This window comes from Eisenbergiella sp. OF01-20 (genome assembly GCF_003478085.1).
Classification (GTDB): domain Bacteria; phylum Bacillota; class Clostridia; order Lachnospirales; family Lachnospiraceae; genus Eisenbergiella.
Genome location: NZ_QUES01000003.1, coordinates 309,346 through 331,490 on the forward strand (window position 1 = coordinate 309,346; position 22,145 = coordinate 331,490).

The following is a 22,145-nucleotide window of genomic DNA, read 5'->3' on the forward strand; positions in this document are numbered from 1 at the left end:
CAACCCAATTACAGTGTGGATGAATAAGAGTAGATGTGCTTCCTTTGGAAGCAACCCAATTACCGTGTGGATGAATAACAGAGCAATGATAATTGCAGAAACAAGCTGTCTCAATGGCCCTGCAGGGCTTTTGAGGCAGCTTTTTTATACCAGCAGCAATAAACAGGAAAGAAAGCAATATAGGAGAAAGAGGATATGGATTTAAAAGAAGTAAAGGAACGGATGCAGACCGGAAAGCTGTATTTCCCTACGGAGGAGGATCTGTTAAGCGAACAGGCGGAATGGATGGAACTCTTATATGACTTTAACAGCACACGCCCTTCGGAAGGGAAAAAGCGGGCAGAGCTGCTGGAAAAACTCCTGGGCGGGGTCGGAAAGAATTGTTATGTGGAACCGCCTCTTCATGCCAACTGGGGATGCAATACGTATATGGGCGACGACGTATATGCCAACTTTAACCTGACCCTGGTGGATGATGTGAAGATTACCATCGGAAGCCATGTGATGTTCGGCCCGAATGTGACGGTGGCTACGGCCGGCCATCCGGTGGAGCCGAATCTCCGTTCCAGGCAGGCACAGTATAACCTGCCGGTAAATATCGGGGATAATGTGTGGATAGGAGCGGGGTCGGTAATCCTGCCCGGCGTGACCGTCGGGGATAATACGGTCATTGGAGCAGGCAGTATTGTTACCAAGGATATCCCCGCCAATGTGGTGGCTTATGGCAATCCCTGCAGAGTGGTGAGGGAAATCGGGGAACGGGATCGGAAAATTTATTACCGGGATCGGGAGATCGATCTGGAGTAAGGCACCGCTGCCGGGATGTTCAGATCAGCAGCTGTTCCCCCTTTACCCGGACAATACCGGCATTATCCGGTTTATAGCGGGAGGCCATCTGGGAAAAAGGGGTGTTGTTCAGATATGCCATAAGTGACATGATAACGCCGCTGTGGGTAACCAGCAGAAGGGAATGGGAATGAGGGCCGGAGCGGGCGGCTTCGGTTTCCTCTTTCACCAGACTTCGCAGGGAGGGAAGCAGCCTGTCCAGCAGATCCTGGTAGGATTCCCCCATAGGTGTTCTCTGGTATCTCCGGTTTTCATACCATGCGGTGAATTCTTCCGGATACTGTTCCTTCACCTGGCCCCAGGTGAGACCCTCCCATAAGCCGAAATGGATTTCTTCCAGCCCATCCCTTACCACACATGCAACGCCCAGCGTTTCCGCCGCAATCTGTGCGGTCTGCAAGGCTCTTTTCTGCCGGCTGGTATATATCCGCTCCGGCCTGATGCCGTTGGTTTCCAGATGCTGTGCCAGCAGGGCGGCCTGGGCCACACCGCTTTCATTTAAGTCCGTATCCGCACTTCCCTGGATCCGTTTCTGTCTATTCCAGTCCGTTTCCCCATGTCTTGCAAAGAAAAGATTCATAATACGTTTCTCCTGTTTTATAATAAACGCAAACTCCGTATCTGCATTTTAGCATAGCCGGGAAAAGAAATCCATAAGCCGGCAGGGGAAAACGGGCAGGTAAAACCGCAGGGCGGGGGACAAGGGGCTGTGAACAGTAACCGATTGCGTGAAAAGTATCTTTGCCAAACCAGGAATGCATGGCTGAATAGCAGCAAATATGCTATCATAAAGATAAGGGAAACAAAGGTATCGTTTTGTTGCGTTATTGGGCGCGGATGGGAGCAGCAAATGAAAAGTACAGGAAAGGATCACAGGACGCGGGTAACGAAAATGCTCATCCGTAAAGCATTTACGGATTTGCTGAAGGAAAAACCCATTCAGAGCATAACCATTAAAGAGCTGTGTGAAGCGGCGGAAATTAACCGGGGAACCTTCTATTCCCATTATTCCGATATCTACGATTTGCTGGATAAAATGGAAGAGGAAATGCTGGCTGATTTTATTAAAGCGCTGGAACCTTTGCTGGAAACAGAGAAAGAGGATTTGACCCCGGTGAAAATTACTGCCGGTATTTTCCGCTGTCTCAAGGAAAACGCGGATATTTGCATCGTAACACTGGGAGACTATGGAGATAAGGAATTTGCACTGCGCCTGATTAATCTGGGCAGGGAAAAATGTGTGGAAGCCTATTCCCATTATTTCCAGTCCGCTACCGCTAAACAGATTGAATTTTTTTATGCCTTTGTCAGTGCGGGCTGTATCGGCCTGCTCCAGAAATGGCTGGCGGAAGGAATGGTAAGCAGTCCCGAGGAGATTGCTGCTATGGCGGAAAATATCATGATGTATGGTATGGGCGCACTGTTGGAAAAATTAAAGGAAATTTAAGAAGTCCTTTGTTAAAAAGATAAGGAAGCTGTGTTATACTTCCTTTCACGGAAAGAGGTATCACTCGTTTTCTGTTCAAAGATATGGTGTAAGGAGCTGCAGTATGCGAATTATCAAAAAGTTTATTGTAACCGTCATTGTTGTTTTTTTCATAGGGGGCTGTGTGGCGGGCGGACGTCTGCTATGGGAGGGATACCGGATGTATCAGGAGGTAATTGCCGGGGAGCCGCTTACGGATAAGGTGGAAGAAATCCGATCCAAACCGCATTACACTACCCTTGACCAGCTTCCTGATACGTATAAAAATGCCGTGGTGGCCGTCGAGGACAAGCGTTTTTATAAGCACGGAGGGATTGATCTCATTTCTACGTTCCGGGCCGTATTCATTAACCTGAAGGAAAAAAAGCTGGCGGAGGGAGGAAGTTCCATCACACAGCAGCTTGCCAAAAACATGTATTTTACCCAGGAGAAAAAATTTCTGCGGAAAGTCGCCGAGCTGTTTGTGGCGTTTCAGCTGGAGAAAAATTATAGCAAGGAGGAAATACTGGAGCTGTATGTCAATACGATTTATTTTGGCAGCGGCTATTATTGTGTCTATGATGCCGCCCAGGGCTATTTTGAAAAAGAACCCGGGGAAATGAGCGATTACGAAAGTACGCTTCTGGCCGGAATCCCCAATGCTCCTTCTGTTTATGCCCTGACCAACCGGCCGGAGCTGGCGGCTCAGAGACAGAGAACCGTAGTAGAATGCATGGTGGAACAGAAAGTTCTGACACAGGAAGAGGCGGAACATATTTTGGGGGAAGGAGAGCAGACGATACAGGACAATGAATAAAGTATTGATTGTGGAAGATGATACGCTGCTGAATACCACCCTTGCCTATCATATGCAGGGACGGGGAATGGAAACGGATTCAGCGTTCGGCTGTATGGACGCCAGAAAAAAGCTGGAAGCGAGATCTTATGATCTGGTCATTCTGGACGTAAACCTTCCGGATGGTGATGGCTTCTCCCTTTGCAGGCAGATCCGACGGGAATGGAAAACGGCGGTTATTTTTCTTACGGCCAATGATCTGGAAAGCGATATGCTCAAGGGCTATGATTTAGGTGCGGCAGATTATGTGACAAAGCCTTTTTCCACCCAGGTGTTCCTGAAAAAGGTGGAACGGCTGATGCAGCTGATTTCTCCGGAAAAGGAGCGGGCGGAGGATAGTTATGAAGATGAAGAGCTCCATATTGGCCTGCAGAGCATGACGGCATCCTTCCGCGGCAGGGACATTGCATTTACCCCTCTGGAATACAGGCTTCTCACTATTTTTATCCATAATCCCGGAATCGTCCTCACAAGGCAGAAGCTGCTGGAACGGCTGTGGGATGATCAGGGGAATTATGTGGATGAACACACGCTGACTACGGTTATCAGCCGGATGAGGAGCAAGCTGGAGGGGGCGCATCCTTATATTAAAACCGTTTATGGGATGGGATATCTCTGGAATGGGAAAGGCGGACGGTATGACGGCTGAGGACGGCGGGAACAGGAGAGGCGGGCGGATTATGTACGGACATACAGCGCGGAAACAGGAATGGCGGTTACCCCGCGGAAAATGGAACAGAACAGGTATCGGGGCGGGAATGCTTCTGACGGCTGCAGCGGCTGTCGGGGGCTTTTTTGCAGTTACCAAAGAAGCGGGGGTGCTGGCGGCCGGCGGGAGTGTCCTGGTGCTGGCGGCGATTTGGACGGCAGTCATGTACGAAGCCGAAAGGCGGGAACTGCAGACATTTATGGAGGATGTGGGAAAGCTGCTGGATACCATGGAAGGCGTTTGGAACAGGGAAGGGATGCAGAAGCCGGAAGAAATGTTCCGGGAGATTACCGGCCTGGAGGAAGAAACGCTTATATCACGGCTGGGAAGCAGATTCTGCCGTCTTTATGAAATGATGGAACATGCCCGGCTGAAGACGGAAGAGGAAAAGAAAAAATTACAGTCCCTTGTTTCGGATATTTCCCATCAGGTCAGAACGCCGGTGACCAATATGAAAATGATCGGTACGGCGCTGACGGAGCCTGCCGGCGGTAAGTCTCTCACGGCGGAAAAAAGGAAGGAATTCCTGGGAGCTATGAATGCCCAGGTGGAAAAGCTGAATTTTCTCATGCAGGCACTGGTAAAGACCTCCCGTCTGGAAACCGGGCTGATAACGCTGCACCGGCAGAAGGAATGCCTTTATGAAACATTGGCGGAGTCCCTGGGCGGCATTCTTTTTGCGGCGGAATCGAAAAAAATCGAAGTGGAAGCTGTCTGCCCGGAAAAGCTGCAGCTGCCCCATGATAAAAAATGGACGGCGGAGGCCCTTTTCAATCTTCTGGACAACGCGGTGAAATATACCCCGCCCGGCGGGAAAATCCGGGTGGAGGCAGTGCAGCAGGAGATGTATACCCGGATTGATGTGGCGGATACCGGAAAGGGGATCCGGGAAGAACACCAGGCCGCCATATTCCGCCGTTTTTACCGGGAAGAGGGAGTGGCTGGAATCCCGGGACTAGGCATCGGCCTGTATCTTGCCCGCGAAATTGTATCCATGCAGGGCGGTTATATCAAGGTAGTCTCACGGGAGGGAGGCGGATCCGTCTTTTCCGTTTACTTACTGAATACCGTTCCTTAAGAATTTTTTTCAGAATTTGTGACTTTTCTGCAACAATTTCACGATATCCTTGATACAAAGGAAGAGCCATGGCTGTGACACACAAGCCGGGTAAGGAATCATGAATTATGGTTTAGGGAAGGAGCAGAAATGACAATTTTACAGACAACGGATTTAAAGAAATATTATGGGGAAGAGCCAAATCTCACAAAGGCGCTGGACGGGGTGGACCTGTCAGTGGAGCAGGGGGAATTCCTGGCTGTGGTAGGAACCAGCGGGAGCGGGAAATCGACGCTGCTCCATATGATGGGCGGGCTGGATACGCCCACCTCCGGAAGCATAAAAGTAAGGGGGAAGGAACTGGCGGAAATGAATGATGAACAGCTCACTATTTTCCGCAGGAGAAATATCGGATTTGTATTCCAGAGTTATAATCTGGTCCCCATATTAAATGTATATGAAAATATCGTGCTGCCTGTGGAGCTGGATGGGGAACCGGTGGATCAGGCTCTGTTTGACCGGATCGTGGATATGCTTTCCCTGAAGGAAAAGCTGGAAAGCATGCCGAATCAGCTGTCCGGCGGGCAGCAGCAGCGTGTGGCAATTGCCAGGGCGCTGATTACCAAGCCGGCTATTGTGCTGGCGGATGAGCCTACCGGAAATCTGGACAGCCGTACCAGTGCGGATGTGCTGGGGCTTCTGAAAATGACAAGTGAAGAATTCCATCAGACAGTGGTGATGATAACCCATAATAATGAAATCGCCCAGCTATCCCATCGGATTGTGCGCATTGAAGACGGCAGAATCGCAGGGAAACAACAGGAGGTGTGATCATGTTAAAGAATCTGAATACGGGAATCATCCGGAGACTGGCGGCAAACAGCCTGAAATCGGATAAAAAGAGGAATCTGTTTCTTATCATTACGATTGCTTTCAGCGCCTGTCTCATGCTGACGCTGTCCCTGAAAATACTGGGGGATAATACGAAGCTGAATAGATATATGCGGGGAAGATATCAGACCGTTTTCTCAGACTTGCCGGAGAAAGATATCCGGAAGCTGCAGGAACAGCCGGAGGTGGAAGCTTCCGGGATGAAAAAGAACCTGTATACGGCCCGTATCAGGGACTATACGGTGGATGTGGAGTATGCCGATCTATCTGCCGCAAGTCTGCTTACGTACGGTAAGGTGCTGGGAAGCTGGCCGGAAAAAGAAAAGGAAATTGTGGTGGAAGAAGCCTATCTGAAGCACCTGGGCCTGCCTGTGGAGCCGGGGCAGAAGGTGACGGTGGATCTGGGTGATGGTAGCGAACAGGAATATATGGTCAGCGGCATTTTGCTGGGGGATAATGAGACACGGGTATACAGAATCGTTGTATCGAAGGATTATGTAAATTCCGTATATGGTGAAAATACGGGATATGAGATAAACATCCGCCTTAAGGATACGGAAAAGGACAATATGGATACCCTGAAGGCAAAGATACAGGCCTTTGCAGCCGCAAACGGCGTGGAAGAGAACAAGGTGTTCTACAGCTCCACATATTTCAGCCTGGGAGAAGATTTGCCCATAGAAAAGGTTCTGGCAATCCTGTTCTGCTGTGTCCTGATTGTCGTTGCCACATCGTTGGTGATTTACAGCCTGTTTTATATTTCCGTTGTGGGTAAGATCCAGGAATACGGAAGGCTGCGTGTGATCGGGACCACAAAGAAACAGCTCCGGAGGCTGGTGAGAAAGGAAGGGCTGTTTGTATCGGGAATTGCGGTCCCCATCGGGCTTTTACTGGGCTGCATCCTGGGTTTCCTGCTTGTCCCTGACGGATGGAAGTGGTCCATTACCCTGCTGTTTGTAGGAATTATTGCTGTAATAACCGAAACGGCCGTTATGATATCCATCCGGACACCGGTAAAAATCGCATCCTCGGTGTCCCCGGTTGAAGCCGTGCGGATCAGTGCCATGGATGATGGGGGCAAAGCCGGATCCCCAGCGCGTCGCTGGGGTTCCGGCCCTCGCGGCGGCCGTCAAGCGGAAATAAAAAACAGAAGGCGCAGGAAAATAACCCCTGTCAGCCTGGCCTTTCTGAATTTTTCCAGAAATAAAAGAAAAGCAATCCTCACACTTACCTCTCTGGGATTCACAGGCATGCTTCTGATGTGTGTTGCCGCATATCTGAATTCCGTGGATGATGATGCCATGTCGAGGGCCAGTTTCGGATTGGGCTGTGCGCATCTGGAACTGCAGCAGTCGGATGGGCGCAGCGATACCAGTGATGACAGCCTTACGGATTATTATACTAAGGTACAACAGGAGAATCCCCTGGATGAGGAGATGCTGCAGACGGTTAAGCAGATAGACGGGGTATCCGACGTACTTATATTCCAGGGATGCAAGTCCGATATGATTTTCCCGGAAATGAACGATTATGCAAGGGAGAACCCGAAGGAGCTTTCTTTCCGCAATATCGGGCTTACCAGGGAACAGATGGAGTCCTGCAGTGGTTATCTTGTGGAGGGGACGATGGATTATGATACCCTGGTGCAGAATAACGGAATCCTGATAGCCGATTCGGATAATCTGATTGGCCGTTTTTACGGGTATACCGCGAAGCTGGGAGACAGGATTCAAATAAAAACGGACACGGATACCACGGTGGAATTCCAGGTGATGGGCGTGTTAAAAGGACTTACATTGGGAATTGATGTGCCCTTCTTTTACATGCCGGATGCGTGCCTGCCTCTTCTGAAAACTACAGTTACTAATTTTAACACCCATTTTATGCTGGTGGGGGATCAGGAAAAGGAAGAACAGATAGAAAAAGCGATAATCGCACAGATGGAGGGATGGGATTCTATTGAGATCAGCTTCCTCAGTGACCTCAGACGGCAGTTGAGCCTTCAGATGGAACAGCTAAAACTCCCTCTTTATGGCCTGGTAGGATTTATCGCCATATTCGGTCTGCTGAACCTTATCAATACACTGCTTACCAATGTGGTAACGAGACGCCAGGAATTCGGAATCCTGCAGTCTGTTGGGATGAGCGGAAAGCAGCTGGCCTCCATGCTCAGGACAGAGTGCTTCCTGTATGTATCAGGCACACTTTTTCTGACACTGACGGTTGGCACGCTGGCAGGCTGGATACTCTGCCGGGTATTCGATCAGTTAGGAACCTTCGGAAAGCTGGTATTCCACTTCCCGGTCCTGCCTGTCCTTGTTTTTGCCTTCCTGCTGCTGCTAATCCAGATGTTTTTCTCCTGCTGGGCCGTGAGTTACTGCGGAAAGGAGTCTTTGGTACAGCGGATTAAGACGGAATAACCGATTACGGTTCCGTCCCCTCTGTGTCCGGGACATCCCACCGGCGGCCTCCCTTCCGGCCATGGTATGTTCCCTGCGTGGGCGCGTTCTCACAGCTTCCGCAGTAACCTAACCTGCCATATAATAGGGAACCACAATCCGGAAAACGGAATAAATAAGTGCTGCAGCGGTGAAGAAAATCAACAGGCCGGAAAGAATGGCCGGGATTTTTTCCGCCAGGCTGCGGCATTTTATTTTATCGGCGAGTTCCTGGAGAAGGAAACCGGTTTTGCGCAGCCCCAGAGTGACAAAATACATAAAAGCGGGAAGCATGGGCATCAGGTACCGGCCCTGGGGCTGGAAATCCCAGGTATAAGAATAGTAAACACACAGGAAGACAGGTATCACACAGGCCAGCACCATACACCCGTTAAAAAAGAAGCGGCGGATTTTTTCCTGCCAGGACAGATACAGGCCGCGCCCTATGGGCAGCATGCAGACCAGCAGGCCGACGGCAAAAATGCGGTAATAAATTTCATAAATATAATAGTGGGTGGGCAGGTTCATCGGGCCGAACATAGCCACAAAGCTTCTCACAAGAAGCGTGAAATAATCCGTACCGAACACCATGGCAAGCACGCCGATACCCTGGTTTTGGCAGGTCTGCCTCAAAAGCGGATGGAAATCCGGCGTACAGGTGGAAGCCACACAGAGGTTGCGGGCATTCATTCCCAGAAAGTCCCCGTGATAGAGGATTGCATTGCGGATAAACCACCAGCCCGCGCCCAGAAAAACCAGGGCCGAGATAAACGCACCTGCGCGGAACATGGGTTTCCAGTCCATGTAATACCGGTCAACGGGAGAGGCGGTGCCGTCCCGTGTGATGGTCCCGGCAGAAACTTTTCCTGCAAAACAGCTGATAAACAGTATGACAGTCACCACTACGGCGCCGTAGGCGTTATAATAGGACAGCGCGCAGAGGATAACCCCTGCGGCGGTCTGGATGCAGAGCGGGCGGGTAAACCCGTTTTTCATCCCGTCCAGTACGGCGGTAAACATGAGGATAACCGACAGGAAGGCGCAGGAATCCGTATTGATATAGGTATGCAGAAACAGGCTCTGGGGAAGGAATACCACCAGACAGGAAAAGAGCCATTGGGTCATTTTTTCCGGAAACAGCAGCTTGGAAAGCTTTCTTGTGAGGACGGCGGCCGCCATGCCGAAGAATACGTTCACCATACGGGCGGCTACGAGCAGGACATCAAAACGGTCGGTAAAGAGATCCACCGCGCGCAGAAGGAAACCCTCCAGTATGTAGGTAAGCATGGGCTGAAACGCGTAGGAACCGCCGTAACCGGGAATCAGTACCGCCGGATCGTCTCCTTTGGGAAGATATCCGTTTTCATAAATAAAGCGGACAACGCGGAAGCGGTTGATTTCATCCGGCCCCTCCCCGAAGGGCTGGAGCAGTACAAAGGTCATCATGCACACAAAAGCCAGGGAAAGGAAAAGGATTTCCGGAAACCGTTCATTTTTATAGAAACGACGTATTTTAGCCATAGATTACTCCTGTAATAAAATGGTTGCTTTGGTTGGCAGACATTGAGCCTGATAGATATAAATTTATTATAATCGAATTACCTCTAAATTTCCACAAAAATACTTGTCAGCGTAAAAAGGATGGGCTATACTGTTTGTGTAGGGCGTTTTGCCCATGAATTTAAGGTAGTACATGCGACTGGCGGAATGGTGGAGCACCACAGGGAGTATGTATGAAGAAAGCCGGCCGCCTGGGTACCCGTATGAGAGTAACCAGGGGGTTTTTTATTTTTCCGGAAAGCGAAGGATTTCCGGAAAAGTCCCTGTGGGGACACTTTATGAAAGAAGCCGCTGGAACGGCAGAATGGAGGAAGTTATGAAATTACTGTCTCTGGAAGACGAATTGAAAAACAACGCCTATCCCGGAAGGGGGATTGTGCTGGGGAGGACTCCCGATGGGAAAAAAGCGGTTGCCGCTTATTTTATCATGGGAAGAAGCGCCAACAGCCGGAACCGCATTTTTGCGGAGGAGGGGGAAGGTATCCGTACCCAGGCATTTGATGAATCCAAGCTGGAGGATCCCAGCCTTATCATTTATGCGCCGGTGCGGGTTCTGGGAAATAAAACCATTGTGACCAATGGAGACCAGACAGATACCATTTATGAAGGCATGGACAAACAGCTGACCTTTGAACAGTCCCTGCGCTGCCGGGAATTTGAACCGGACGGCCCCAACTATACCCCCCGTATTTCCGGGATCGTCCACATAGAAAACGGCGGCTTCAATTTTGCCATGTCCATACTGAAAAGTGACGACGGCTGTCCTGATTCCTGCAGCCGCTTTACCTATGCCTATGAAAATCCGGCGGCAGGAAAAGGACGCTTTATCCATACGTATATGCATGACGGAAATCCCCTTCCCAGCTTTGAGGGCGAACCGAAAATGGTGGAAATCAAGGGCGGGATTGATGAATTTACCGACCTGGTCTGGAACAGCCTGAACGAGGAAAACAAGGTTTCCCTGTTCGTGCGTTATATTTCCATAGATGACGGAACCTATGAAACAAGAATTGTGAACAAGAACTGTAAATAAAAACCGGCGGCACGGCGGCAAGCGCATTCCCTGCGTTTATCCTTGCATGGAACGGAAAAGGTAAGGAAGCGTTATACGAATAAATATACAGGAGAAAAAGAAATGAATGAAATTCAGTTAAAGTACGGCTGTAACCCCAATCAGAAGCCATCCCGCATTTATATGGAGGAGGAAAGGGAATTGCCGGGTAATTCACGAAGGGAATTGCCTGTCAGCGTACGGAACGGCAGGCCCGGTTATATCAACTTCCTGGATGCATTAAACGGCTGGCAGCTGGTGAAAGAGCTGAAGGAGGCGACCGGCCTTCCTGCGGCCACTTCCTTTAAGCATGTTTCCCCTGCAGGCGCGGCAGTGGGGCTTCCTCTGTCCGACACCCTGGCAAAGATTTACTGGGTGGATGACCTGGGAGAGCTTTCTCCTCTTGCCTGTGCTTATGCAAGGGCCAGAGGGGCAGACCGCATGTCCTCCTTCGGCGATTTTATTTCCCTTTCCGACATCTGCGATGCCGATACGGCAAGGCTGATTAAAAGAGAGGTATCCGACGGGGTAATCGCCCCAGGCTATACGGACGAGGCTCTGGAAATCCTGAAGCAGAAGAAAAAAGGGAATTATAATGTGATTCAGATCGATCCCTCTTATCAGCCGGATCCGCTGGAAAGAAAACAGGTGTATGGAATCACTTTTGAGCAGGGAAGAAATGAGCTGTGTATCGACGAGGCGCTTCTTTCCAATATAGTGACGGAAAATAAGGATATCCCGGCACAGGCCGTAATTGATATGAAAATCGCCCTCATTACGCTGAAATACACCCAGTCCAATTCCGTATGCTATGTGAAAGACGGCCAGGCCATCGGAATCGGGGCCGGACAGCAGTCCAGAATCCATTGTACGCGTCTGGCAGGAAGCAAGGCGGATAACTGGTTCCTGCGCCAGTCCCCCCAGGTGCTTTCCCTTCGCTTTGCAGACGGCCTGGGACGTGCGGACAGAGATAACGCCATAGATGTTTATATGAGCGATGATTATATGGACGTGCTGGCTGACGGTGTGTGGGAGAGGACTTTCAAGGAAAAGCCTCCGGTCTTCACAAGAGAAGAGAGAAAAGAATGGCTGGCTAAGCTGGAAAATGTAACCCTTGGATCCGATGCCTTTTTCCCCTTCTTCGATAACATTGACCGTGCGTACAGAAGCGGCGTGAAGTATATCGTACAGCCCGGCGGATCCGTGCGGGATGATGCGGTTATCGATGCCTGCAACCGATATGGGATGGCAATGGTGTTTACCGGAATACGTCTGTTCCATCATTAATCGGGAATGATTCCGGCCGGACATTCCTTTTCCGTCCCGGGGACACCGCTAAGCCGGCGGGCGGAAGGCCTTTCGGCAGATGCGGCGTTTGTGTAAAGTGAAAAAACGGAGCCTTCATTCCAAATTTTACCATTTGGATAAAGGCTCCGTTTTTCTATTGCTCCCAAAACGACGAATCAAGTTGAAAATTGATTACTGTGGATTGGAATTATTATTTTGCTGGCCGTCAGGTGTGTATCCCTGCTGTGGGCCGCCCTGCTGGTAATTGGGATCATATCCCTGCTGATAAGGGTTGCCGAAGCCCTGCTGGCCGTAGCCCTGCTGCTGGCCGCCGTTTTGCTGGTAGCCGCCCTGCTGATAACCGTTTGGCTGGTAACCATTCTGCTGGTAACCGCCGTAGCCTGCCCCATAGCCATACTGCTGCTGATAGCTGCCGCCGTATTTCAGGCTGTTATAGAATGCCGCATTGGTGATTTCCACATAAGGAGTGACATAAAGCCCCGCGAGGCCGCAAGTAATGCCAGCCAGGAGAAACCAGAGAATGAAAGAAAGATCCAGTACGAACTTATCCATCTTGTGTCCGTACATCATGGCTTTGCTTTCATTAATACAGTCCATAATCCCTTTTTCCGGATTTTCCGCAAGTATGTAATAAGCCTGGGAATAACGGTACATGGCAACGATTCCGGGAACCCACAGCAGCAGGGACCATGCGAATACAAAGAAGCCCATGACGATGTTCAGGCCCCAGATTTTCAGACAGTAACGGGCATAAGCGAACAGGTCGTTAATTCCGGCCGGCTGTCTGTTGATAACACGAAGCGTATATGCGGTATAACCCATCTGCAGAAAACCCGTAACCAGTGTGGAAACAAGGGAAAGCAGAAGGGAAGGTATCATCATACCCGCATAAATGGCGGCTGCAGCGTCCGGATCCGAAACAAGGGCGGTAAATGCGCTGGAAAAACCGGACATCATGGAAATTACAAAGCTGATTGCAGCAAGAATGACCATGTATACCAGAGAAACAAGGGCGGGGTGGGGATTGGCCTGCTGCATGGCAGCTTTGGCATCCATTTTCAGTTGTACGCGATCCATAGTAAGTATCCTCCTCAAAAAAGCATGTATTTTGATGCTCAAAATATGAAAACATTATATCACTACATAGTAAGATATGCTACCAAGAAACATAAATTTTACAATTATTAATGAGTTGACTGCTTTCCGGGTTTAAAAATGCGGTCAATAAATATTTCCCACCTGCGCGGACTTGTCTGAACTATTACGGAAAAAGCCGGAAAACGGGGATTTCCCGTATTTTTTCTTTGCGTATTCCGAATACTTATGATAAGATAGTCTGTAATAATAAAGTAAGGTTCAAGGAGGGAGTACCCGCCTGGTAAGGAAGGCCAAAAACCCGGATGCAGTGTATGCCGGGAGCGGCCGCAGGAGGCGGGAAAAAGAGCATGAGTGAGATAAGCAAGAATTTTATTGAACAGATAATTGATAAGGATCTGGCTGAGGGCGTATATGAGACGGTGCACACCCGGTTTCCGCCGGAACCGAATGGATATCTGCATATCGGACATGCCAAAAGTATCCTTTTAAATTCCGGGCTTGCCAAGGAATACGGCGGAAAATTCAACCTCCGTTTTGATGATACAAACCCCACTAAGGAAAAGCAGGAATTCGTGGAATCCATTAAGGAGGACGTGAAATGGCTGGGCGCCGATTGGGAGGACAGGCTTTTCTTTGCCTCCAATTATTTCAGTCAGATGTACGAGGCGGCCGTTAAGCTGATTCAAAAAGGGAAAGCTTATGTGTCCGACCTCACTGCGGAGCAGATCCGGGAATACAGAGGTACGCTGACGGAACCCGGCAAAGAGGATCCGGGCAGCAGCCGGAGTGTGGAAGAAAACCTGGAGCTGTTCGAAAAAATGAAGGAAGGCGCATATGCTGACGGGGAAAAGGTTCTCCGCGCCAGAATTGATATGACTTCTCCAAACATGAACATGCGGGATCCGGTGATTTACCGTGTGGCCCATATGAGCCATCATAATACGGGAGATACCTGGTGCATTTATCCCATGTATGATTTTGCCCATCCTATCGAGGATGCCATTGAAGGGATCACCCATTCCATCTGTACGCTGGAATTTGAAGATCACAGGCCATTGTACGACTGGGTGGTCAGAGAGCTGGAGTATCCCCGCCCTCCTAAGCAGATAGAATTTGCCAAGATGTATCTTACAAATGTGGTGACCGGCAAGAGATATATCAAGAGACTGGTGGAGGACGGCATTGTGGACGGCTGGGATGATCCCCGCCTTGTGTCCGTTGCGGCTTTGCGGAGAAGGGGCTTTACCCCGGAAGCCATTCAGATGTTTGTGGATTTGTGCGGCGTTTCCAAGAGCAACTCCTCCGTGGATTATGCCATGCTGGAATACTGCATCCGGGAAGATCTGAAGCTGAAAAAGCCCAGGGTAATGGCGGTTCTGGATCCTGTCAGACTGGTAATTGACAACTATCCCGAAGGACAGATCGAGATGCTGGAGGCGCCCAATAACCTGGAAAATGAAGAACTGGGCAGCCGGCAGATTCCTTTCGGGAGAGAATTATATATCGAACGGGAAGATTTCATGGAAGAGCCTCCCAGAAAATATTTCCGCCTTTTCCCGGGCAATGAGGTACGTCTCATGAATGCGTATTTCGTCACCTGTACCGGTTTTGAAAAGGACGCGGACGGCAATGTCACGGTGGTGCATTGTACCTATGATCCGGAGACAAAATCCGGAAGCGGTTTCAATGCCCGTAAGGTAAAGGGAACCATCCACTGGGTATGTGCCGGTGAGGCCTTTAAGGCGCAGGTCCGTCTGTATGAAAATATTATCGACGAAGAAAAAGGTGTCTATAATGAGGACGGCAGCCTGAACCTGAATCCCAATTCCCTTGTGGTCAAGGAATGCTACCTGGAGCCTTCCCTGAAGGAGGCCTCCGCTTTTGAAAGCTTCCAGTTTGTAAGACAGGGCTTTTTCTGTGTGGATTATAAGGACTCCAAACCCGGTGAACCGGTATTCAACCGCGTGGTATCATTAAAGAGTTCCTTCAAGCTGCCGAAAACGGATGGTAGATAATACAGGAAAGAAAGAATGAATGATTTGGCGATTCAGCTGACGGATGACGGCAGCAAACATCTGTATGAACAGATATATGAATACATCAGAGATGAAATTAAGGAGGGGAAGCTTCTGGCAGGAGAGAAGCTTCCCTCCACGCGTTCCCTGGCGGAATATCTCCAGGTCGCCCGCAGCACGGTGGAGCTGGCCTACGGGCAGCTGCTTTCGGAGGGCTATATAGAATCCTCCGCATACAGGGGCTATTATATCTGCCGGGTGGAAGAACTGTATCAGATTATGACGGATATGTCGGAGAAGAAGCAGCGTCTGCCGTACCCCGCAGGTCATCCTTTTGCCGGGGAAGAAACGGCAGGAACCGGCACGGCAGCAGGGGAAAGGGCCGGGAAACCATTCGCTTATGATTTTTCACCCAATGCCGTGGATATGAGCGTTTTTCCTTTCGGCACCTGGCGGAAAATTACGAAGGATATCTTAAGCGGTGACCGGAAAGAGCTGTTTGCGTTAGGAGAACCCCGGGGAGATGCGGAATTCAGAAAGACCATCTGCCGTTACCTCCATTCCTCCAGAGGGGTGAACGCATCTCCGGAGCAGATCATTGTGGGGGCGGGAAATGATTACCTGTTACTGCTTCTGCAATATATTCTGGGGAAAAATATCCGCGCCGCGTTTGAAAACCCTTCCTACCGGAGAGCCTACCGTATTTTTTCCTCTTTTGCGGCAGAAACCGTGACGGTTCCTGTGGACGAAAGCGGGATTTCTGTAAAAGAGCTTGCCCGCAGCGGGGCGGATGTGGCCTATGTCATGCCCTCCCATCAGTATCCCACCGGTGTGGTAATGCCTATCGGAAGGCGGATGGAGCTTCTGAAATGGGCGGCGGAAGAGAAAGACAGATATTTGATCGAGGATGATTACGACAGTGAATTCCGGTACCGGGGAAAACCGGTGCCCTCCCTGCAGGCCTCCGACACGGCGGGAAAGGTGATCTATATCGGGACCTTTTCCAAATCCATCGCCCCGGCGATCCGTGTGAGCTACATGGTGCTGCCCCCGGCCCTGCTGAAGCGCTACGAAAAGGAATGTGCCTTTTTTTCCTCCACCGTATCCAGGATTGATCAGACGATACTGAACGAGTTTATTCGAAGCGGGGCGTTTGAAAGGCATTTGAATAAAATGAGGAAGGTATATAAAGAAAAGCATGATATCCTGCTGGAAGAGCTGCGGCCATTCCTGAAAAAATACCGGCTTTCAGGGGAGTATGCCGGCCTGCATGTGCTTCTTTCTTCCAAAGGGGCGGCGGACGAAGAGGCGCTTATCCGGAAGGCGGAGGAAAAAGGGGTGCGGCTTTATGGTCTGCATGAGGCTGCCCTGGAGCCAGTGGAAAAAAAGGAAGCCACCGTGCTGCTGGGGTATGCCGGCCTGAAAAAAGAAGAGATAAAAGAGGGGATTTCCCTGCTAAAAGGGGTACTGTAGATAGGACAGCGGTGTAAGGAATTGCAGGAATGAAAGGAGAGGGTTATATGGAAATTGAAAATCTGGTACAAAGACAGCGTGCTTTTTATCATACGGGACGGACAAGGGATGCGGCCTTTCGTATCGCGTCCCTGCAGAAGCTGGCGGAACAGATAGAAAAGTATGAGAAGGATATCAATGAAGCGCTGAGGAAGGATCTGAACAAATCTGTTTTTGAAGGATATATGACGGAGGTGGGACTTACACTGAGTGAAATCCGCTTTCTGGCGAAGCATACGGCAGCCTGGAGCCGCCCGAAGAAGGTACGCACGCCTCTGGCCCAGTTCCATGCGAAAAGCTTTGTGGTGCAGGAGCCTTATGGAGTGTCTCTGGTGATGTCCCCCTGGAATTATCCTTTTATGCTTTCCCTGGAACCTGCCGCAGGCGCCATCGCGGCGGGAAACTGCTGTATCATCAAACCCTCGGCCTATGCCTGTGCCACTTCGTCTGTTCTGAAGAAAATTATTGGCGAAACCTTTCCCGAGGAATATGTGGCGGTTGTGGAAGGCGGAAGGCAGGAAAATACGGAGCTGCTGGAACAGGAATTTGATTATATTTTCTTTACCGGCAGTGTATCGGTGGGAAAGCTGGTGATGGAAAAGGCAGCGGCCCATCTCACCCCTGTCACGCTGGAGCTGGGCGGGAAAAGCCCCTGTATTGTGGAGCGGGACGCGAAGCTTTCCCTGGCGGCAAAACGGATCGTGTTCGGCAAATTTTTAAACAGCGGTCAGACCTGTGTGGCGCCGGATTACTGTTTTGTCCACGAGGCGGTGAAGGACGAATTTATAGGCTGCCTGCAGAAATGGATTGACAAATTGATTGGAAAGCAGCCTTTCAGCAATCCGGATTATCCGAAGATGATCAATGAAAAACATTATGACAGGGTGCTCGGGCTTATAAAAGGAGAAAGCGTGGTCACAGGCGGCTGCGGCAAACGGGAAACGCTGCAGATCGCCCCTACTGTTTTGAAGGATGTCGGCGCGGATGCCCCGGTGATGCAGGAGGAAATTTTCGGGCCTGTGCTTCCGGTGCTGACTTACCGGGATATCCATGAGGTGGAGCAGTTTGTGGCCGGCCGGCCGAAACCTCTTGCCCTCTATCTGTTTACCGGGAGCCGGGAAACGGCCGACCGGATTCTGGGAACCCTTTCCTTTGGCGGCGGGTGCATCAATGATACCATTATTCATCTGGCTACCTCACAGATGGGATTCGGAGGCGTGGGTGCCAGCGGAATGGGGGCATATCACGGGAAAAAGAGCTTTGAAACCTTCAGCCATGCCAAATCCATTGTGGAAAAATCCACATGGATGGATATGCCCATTCGGTATATGCCTTATACGAAAGGGAAAGAGAGCATTTTGCGGAAGGTTCTGCGGTAGGGCAGGTGCTGCCGGGGCAAAGGTTCCCGCCCGGGGTGCGGTGTGGTTCCGCTATGGCTGCGGCGGAATCCATTTTTTTATCGGCACCTGTGAAGCATATTTGATTGGAATAACAAAGACAGAAGGAGAGAGCGCATGGAAAAGCAGGTTTTAGTTTATGAATTTAAAGGACTGCGGCTGGGGCAGATGAGTAAGGCTTTGGAGAAGCTGCCCTGTAAGATGCGGGTGGTGGAACGGGAAGAGTATGGAATGCCGTTAGGATATCTGGCAGGACTGGAGAAAAAGCCTGTTGCAGGAAAGCGGTATGAAGGAGAAGGGCTGGAGCAGGAAATGGTGGTATTCGCCGGTTTTGTGGGAGAGGATATCGATATGGCCCTTAAGGCGTTTTGCGAACATGGATTGGCGGGAGTGGGGCTGAAGGCGGTGGTAACGGAAACCAACAGGGGCTGGAACTCTTTGCAGTTGTTTGAGGAGCTGAAGAAGGAACATGCAATGATGCATGGAAAATAGAGTCCGATACTTTGCGGCAGGCTGCGGGGCATCTGATTTGCAGGACGGTGAGGAGAATGGGAACAGGGGATAACGCGGATTTTTTGGAGGAGGCCGGGATAAAAAAGGCTTCCTCCAAAGTTACGTTAAGTAAATGGATACTGCGCATGGTGGGAATTCTGTTGGGGATTCTTGCGGTGGGTATCAGCGTAAGCGCTTTTTTGGGAGGTTATATCAGGAAGCAGGCGGAGGAATCTATCAAGTCGGCTACAGAGTTCTATGCTAGGCAAATGGATACCACGTTCCGGGATATTAATGACTATATGGGGGAGCTGGTTTTTCAGGATAAGGATGTCGCTATGACACGGTATGCGTCGGATACGCTTTTATTTATCCAGGCGGTGCAGAAGATTAATGAAAAGCTGGAATTTTACAGGGTAAAGCTGGGCGGGGATTTTACTTTTTTTATTTATTATCCGGAGCTGGATTATTTCGCCTCCTCGGAACGGGGAGAACGGGAGATTGTGGAATTTGCAGAATTGAAAAAGGCTGCAGCGGGGTACATAATGGAGGACTTTGCAGCAGAAGGGATCCATGCCGGAAAAAAATGGCGGATTGCTGAAATCGGGGGAAAGAAGTATGTGTTGAATTATATATTCTTTGACGAGTGGTATGCCTGCTGTTTTATCGAAGCGGACAAGCTGGCGGATTCCGCGAATGTGATACACCTGGGCAGGGAATCCTATGTGACGCTGGTGACCGCGGACGGCATTCCCAGCAATCATACGGCAGAATTGGAAGCAGGAGGATTTTACAAAGAAAATACCGGTGAGTCCCGGCTGAACACAAATGTGTTCGGCATGAAATATACCATAATCCATCAGCCGTTGGAATACGCCCGGTTTGGCATCAGCGTTGTGGTACAGAATAACCGCAGCATGATGACGGTAGTCGTTCTGCAGGTTATTATTGTCCTTTTTATCCTGGCCGGTATTGGAATTGCCGCTGTTTCGCTGTTCCGGGTAAAGAAGCGGGTAATAGAGCCTATGAAATTATTCAGTCAGAACCTGATGAAAATCCGGGAGGACAGCCAGGAGGTTTATTATGACAATGTGGAGATTGCGGAACTGGCGGAGGCAAATGCGCTGTTCCGTAATATCTGCGGGCAGATGAAGGAAATGAAGATACGGATGTACGAACAGGAGCTTGCCCGGCAGAAACTGCAGATCGACTATATGCACCTGCAGATACAGCCGCATTTTTACATAAACTGTATGAGCCTGATTTATAATATGGCGGTAATGGGGGAGGACGATACAATCCAGCAGCTTTCCGCCTGTGTATCGGATTATTTCCGTTATATTTTCCGGGCCGACGGGGAACGGATAAGCCTGAGAGAGGAGCTGCGGCATGTGGGGAATTATCTGGAAATCTGCAGGATCCGTTATAAGGAGCGTCTTACTTTCCGGGTGGAAGAGGGGGAGGGAACCGGTGAGGTGGATATCCCGCCTCTCCTTTTGCATACCTTTGTGGAAAACTCCGTGAAATATGCGGCGGGCAGTGGAAAAGCAACAGAAATCCTGGTATGTGCACGACAGATGGAAGAGGAAGGAATCGTGGAAATCCGGGTAGAGGATAATGGGACCGGTTTTCCGGAAAGTGTGCTGGAGAGTCTGCGGGCAGAAGAGGATATCGTAACGGAGAAAGGTACACGGATAGGTATCCGCAACGGCATCACCAGGCTGGCACTGATTTATGGCCCTGCGGCCGGCGTACGTTTTGAAAACAGAGAAGAAGGCGGTGCCGGAGTGATTATCAGGCTTCCTGCTGCGGAAAGAAGAGAGATGGCATGAATATACTTCTGGTAGATGATGATTATTATATAGTTGATACGGTAAAATCCATGATTGACTGGGAAAAAATCGGCATTGACGGTATTTATACCGCGCTGGATGCGGCGTCTGCCCGGAAGATCATGGAAGGGATTCCTATTCAGATCATATTGTGTGATATTGAAATGGGAAAAGAGTCGGGGCTGGATCTTGTGGAGTGGGCAAGGCAGCAGGGAAATGGGGCAAAGGTGATTTTCCTGACGAGCTATGCGGATTTTTCCTATGCACAAAAGGTGGTAACCCTGCAAAGCTTTGACTATCTGCTCAAACCGGTGCAGTTTCCCCTGCTGGAAAGCCGGCTGCTGAAGGCTGCGGAGGAGATTTCCCGGGAAGAGGCATATCAGGCCAATCTGGAAAAATGGATGAATTCCCAGACCGTGCGAAAAGAAAGCTTCTGGAGGAAATTATTGTTTGAAGATTCCGATGATAAGGCCGTATCCCGCTGGATGGAAATTTTTGGCGTGAAATACGGGCAGGAGGAGAGCTTTCTTTATATCTGTATTTCCATTTATGATTATGAAACGATTTATGAATCCCTGGAACGGGGAATGTTTGATTTCCTTATAGGAAATATCACCCACGAGATTTTTTCCCGGGAGGGATATGAGGTACAGGCATTGTTCCGTACGGATTCAGAAGATGCTTCCCAATGGAACATGGTGCTTGCGCATCCCGGGGGGACCGGCAGCCGGGAAGCGCTGGAGCAGCTTGGGGCAGAATATATTGATCAGATAGATCAGGTAATGCACAGCAAGGTAAGCTGCTATGTGGGCAGCAAAGCGCCCCTTCGGGAACTGGCAGCGGAAGCCAGGGCAGTCATGCGGATGCAGGAGGAGGATGTCCTGGGCATACGGAAGGTTAAGTTCCTTTCCGATTATGAAGAAAAGGAGATTCCCTATGTGGAGCCGGCCTTTACACTGTGGGAAGAGATGCTTTTACAGGGAGAGACGGAAAAACTGGTGCGGGAAATCAGCCTGTATGAAAACGGTCTGGAAATAAACGGAACCTGCAATGCCGGGACCCTGAAGCTTTTTCTTGGAGATTTCCAGCAGATGATATCTTCTGTTCTGCATAAAAAATGTATTTCCATGAACCGCCTCATGAAGGAGCCTGCGTTTTCCGATTACCGGGAAGCCACCCGTTCCCTCTATCACTGCCGCCGTTATACCGAACGTGCGGTCAGAAAGGCCGCAGGCTATATCCGGTTTGTGGGCGAGGAAAAATCGGTGGTAGATGTGGTAAAAGATTATATTGAGGGACACCTGGACGAAGAACTGACCCGTGAAGATTTTGCCGCCCTGGTGTTCCTGAACGCGGATTATCTTGCCAGGCTATTCAAACAGGAAACCGGTCTGTCCATCGGAAATTATCTGGTGGAACAAAGAATGGGAAAAGCAAAACAGCTCCTCGCCTGCACCGCAAGGCCCGTAAATCGGATCGCTGTGGAAGTGGGGTATACCAACTTTTCCTATTTTGCCAAGCTCTTCCGTAAAACAACCGGAATGACCCCAAACGAATACCGTAAATCCAGGAAGAACTCTGCCGGATAATACGCGTACCCTCTCCTGTCTGACCCAAA

18 protein-coding genes and 1 riboswitch are annotated in these 22,145 nt (G+C 50.1%); of the genes, 15 read left to right on the forward strand and 3 right to left on the reverse strand.

Annotation, left to right across the window (positions count from 1 at the left end; translation table 11 throughout):
• Positions 1-195 precede the first annotated feature (195 nt).
• Complete coding sequence (locus tag DXA36_RS06765; RefSeq protein WP_118677594.1) at positions 196-807, forward strand: sugar O-acetyltransferase; 612 nt, start codon at positions 196-198, stop codon at positions 805-807.
• Between the two features lie 19 nt (positions 808-826).
• Here DXA36_RS06765 and DXA36_RS06770 read toward each other — a convergent pair whose 3' ends face one another.
• Positions 827-1,426 (reverse strand): histidine phosphatase family protein, encoded by a 600-nt coding sequence (locus DXA36_RS06770; RefSeq protein ID WP_118677596.1) that lies wholly within the window; start codon positions 1,424-1,426, stop codon positions 827-829.
• Between the two features lie 270 nt (positions 1,427-1,696).
• On the opposite strand from DXA36_RS06770, the gene DXA36_RS06775 reads away from it, so the two are divergent.
• The 6 genes from DXA36_RS06775 to DXA36_RS06800 all read left to right on the forward strand — a co-directional run bounded on the left by DXA36_RS06775 (position 1,697) and on the right by DXA36_RS06800 (position 8,244).
• Entirely contained in the window at positions 1,697-2,293 is a 597-nt protein-coding gene (locus DXA36_RS06775; RefSeq protein WP_118677720.1) for a TetR/AcrR family transcriptional regulator, read from the forward strand.
• 103 nt (positions 2,294-2,396) lie between these two features.
• Positions 2,397-3,128 (forward strand): biosynthetic peptidoglycan transglycosylase, encoded by a 732-nt coding sequence (locus tag DXA36_RS06780; RefSeq protein WP_118677598.1) that lies wholly within the window; start codon positions 2,397-2,399, stop codon positions 3,126-3,128.
• Positions 3,121-3,816: a response regulator transcription factor gene (locus DXA36_RS06785; RefSeq protein ID WP_118677600.1), complete on the forward strand. Its 696-nt coding sequence runs from the start codon at positions 3,121-3,123 to the stop codon at positions 3,814-3,816. The genes DXA36_RS06780 and DXA36_RS06785 overlap by 8 nt, the downstream gene beginning before the upstream one ends.
• A 109-nt stretch (positions 3,817-3,925) precedes the next feature.
• Positions 3,926-4,954 carry a sensor histidine kinase gene (locus tag DXA36_RS06790; RefSeq protein WP_412250237.1) on the forward strand — a complete coding sequence of 343 codons (1,029 nt, stop codon included), beginning with the start codon at positions 3,926-3,928 and terminating at the stop codon, positions 4,952-4,954.
• Between the two features lie 129 nt (positions 4,955-5,083).
• Positions 5,084-5,764 (forward strand): ABC transporter ATP-binding protein, encoded by a 681-nt coding sequence (locus tag DXA36_RS06795; protein WP_118677604.1) that lies wholly within the window; start codon positions 5,084-5,086, stop codon positions 5,762-5,764.
• Between the two features lie 2 nt (positions 5,765-5,766).
• On the forward strand, positions 5,767-8,244 hold the full coding sequence (locus tag DXA36_RS06800; protein WP_118677606.1) for an ABC transporter permease: 2,478 nt from the start codon (positions 5,767-5,769) through the stop codon (positions 8,242-8,244).
• Between the two features lie 108 nt (positions 8,245-8,352).
• Here DXA36_RS06800 and DXA36_RS06805 read toward each other — a convergent pair whose 3' ends face one another.
• Positions 8,353-9,783 (reverse strand): hypothetical protein, encoded by a 1,431-nt coding sequence (locus DXA36_RS06805; RefSeq protein WP_118677608.1) that lies wholly within the window; start codon positions 9,781-9,783, stop codon positions 8,353-8,355.
• Positions 9,784-9,947: 164 nt separating this feature from the next.
• A riboswitch (ZMP/ZTP riboswitch) is annotated at positions 9,948-10,026 on the forward strand.
• Positions 10,027-10,138: 112 nt separating this feature from the next.
• Between DXA36_RS06805 and DXA36_RS06810 the strand changes: the two genes are divergently transcribed.
• On the forward strand, positions 10,139-10,855 hold the full coding sequence (locus tag DXA36_RS06810) for an IMP cyclohydrolase (RefSeq protein ID WP_118677610.1): 717 nt from the start codon (positions 10,139-10,141) through the stop codon (positions 10,853-10,855).
• A gap of 102 nt (positions 10,856-10,957) precedes the next feature.
• Entirely contained in the window at positions 10,958-12,160 is a 1,203-nt protein-coding gene (locus tag DXA36_RS06815; RefSeq protein WP_118677612.1) for a phosphoribosylaminoimidazolecarboxamide formyltransferase, read from the forward strand.
• A gap of 192 nt (positions 12,161-12,352) precedes the next feature.
• Here the strand turns inward: DXA36_RS06815 and DXA36_RS06820 are convergent, their stop codons facing one another.
• Positions 12,353-13,258 carry a DUF975 family protein gene (locus DXA36_RS06820; protein ID WP_118677614.1) on the reverse strand — a complete coding sequence of 302 codons (906 nt, stop codon included), beginning with the start codon at positions 13,256-13,258 and terminating at the stop codon, positions 12,353-12,355.
• Between the two features lie 368 nt (positions 13,259-13,626).
• On the opposite strand from DXA36_RS06820, the gene DXA36_RS06825 reads away from it, so the two are divergent.
• From DXA36_RS06825 to DXA36_RS06850, 6 genes are all read left to right on the forward strand, one after another.
• A complete protein-coding gene (locus DXA36_RS06825) occupies positions 13,627-15,294 on the forward strand; it encodes a glutamine--tRNA ligase/YqeY domain fusion protein (RefSeq protein WP_118677722.1) in 1,668 nt (555 codons plus the stop codon).
• Positions 15,295-15,309: 15 nt separating this feature from the next.
• Entirely contained in the window at positions 15,310-16,767 is a 1,458-nt protein-coding gene (gene pdxR, locus DXA36_RS06830) for a MocR-like pyridoxine biosynthesis transcription factor PdxR (protein WP_118677616.1), read from the forward strand.
• A 47-nt stretch (positions 16,768-16,814) separates the two neighbouring features.
• Complete coding sequence (locus DXA36_RS06835; RefSeq protein ID WP_118677724.1) at positions 16,815-18,185, forward strand: aldehyde dehydrogenase; 1,371 nt, start codon at positions 16,815-16,817, stop codon at positions 18,183-18,185.
• A 135-nt stretch (positions 18,186-18,320) separates the two neighbouring features.
• The gene (locus tag DXA36_RS06840; RefSeq protein WP_118677618.1) at positions 18,321-18,695 is read left to right on the forward strand and encodes a DUF3783 domain-containing protein; all 375 of its coding nucleotides are present in this window, start codon (positions 18,321-18,323) and stop codon (positions 18,693-18,695) included.
• Positions 18,696-18,751: 56 nt separating this feature from the next.
• Positions 18,752-20,527 carry a sensor histidine kinase gene (locus DXA36_RS06845; protein ID WP_118677620.1) on the forward strand — a complete coding sequence of 592 codons (1,776 nt, stop codon included), beginning with the start codon at positions 18,752-18,754 and terminating at the stop codon, positions 20,525-20,527.
• Positions 20,524-22,116 (forward strand): response regulator transcription factor, encoded by a 1,593-nt coding sequence (locus DXA36_RS06850; protein WP_118677622.1) that lies wholly within the window; start codon positions 20,524-20,526, stop codon positions 22,114-22,116. The genes DXA36_RS06845 and DXA36_RS06850 overlap by 4 nt, the downstream gene beginning before the upstream one ends.
• Positions 22,117-22,145: the final 29 nt, after the last annotated feature.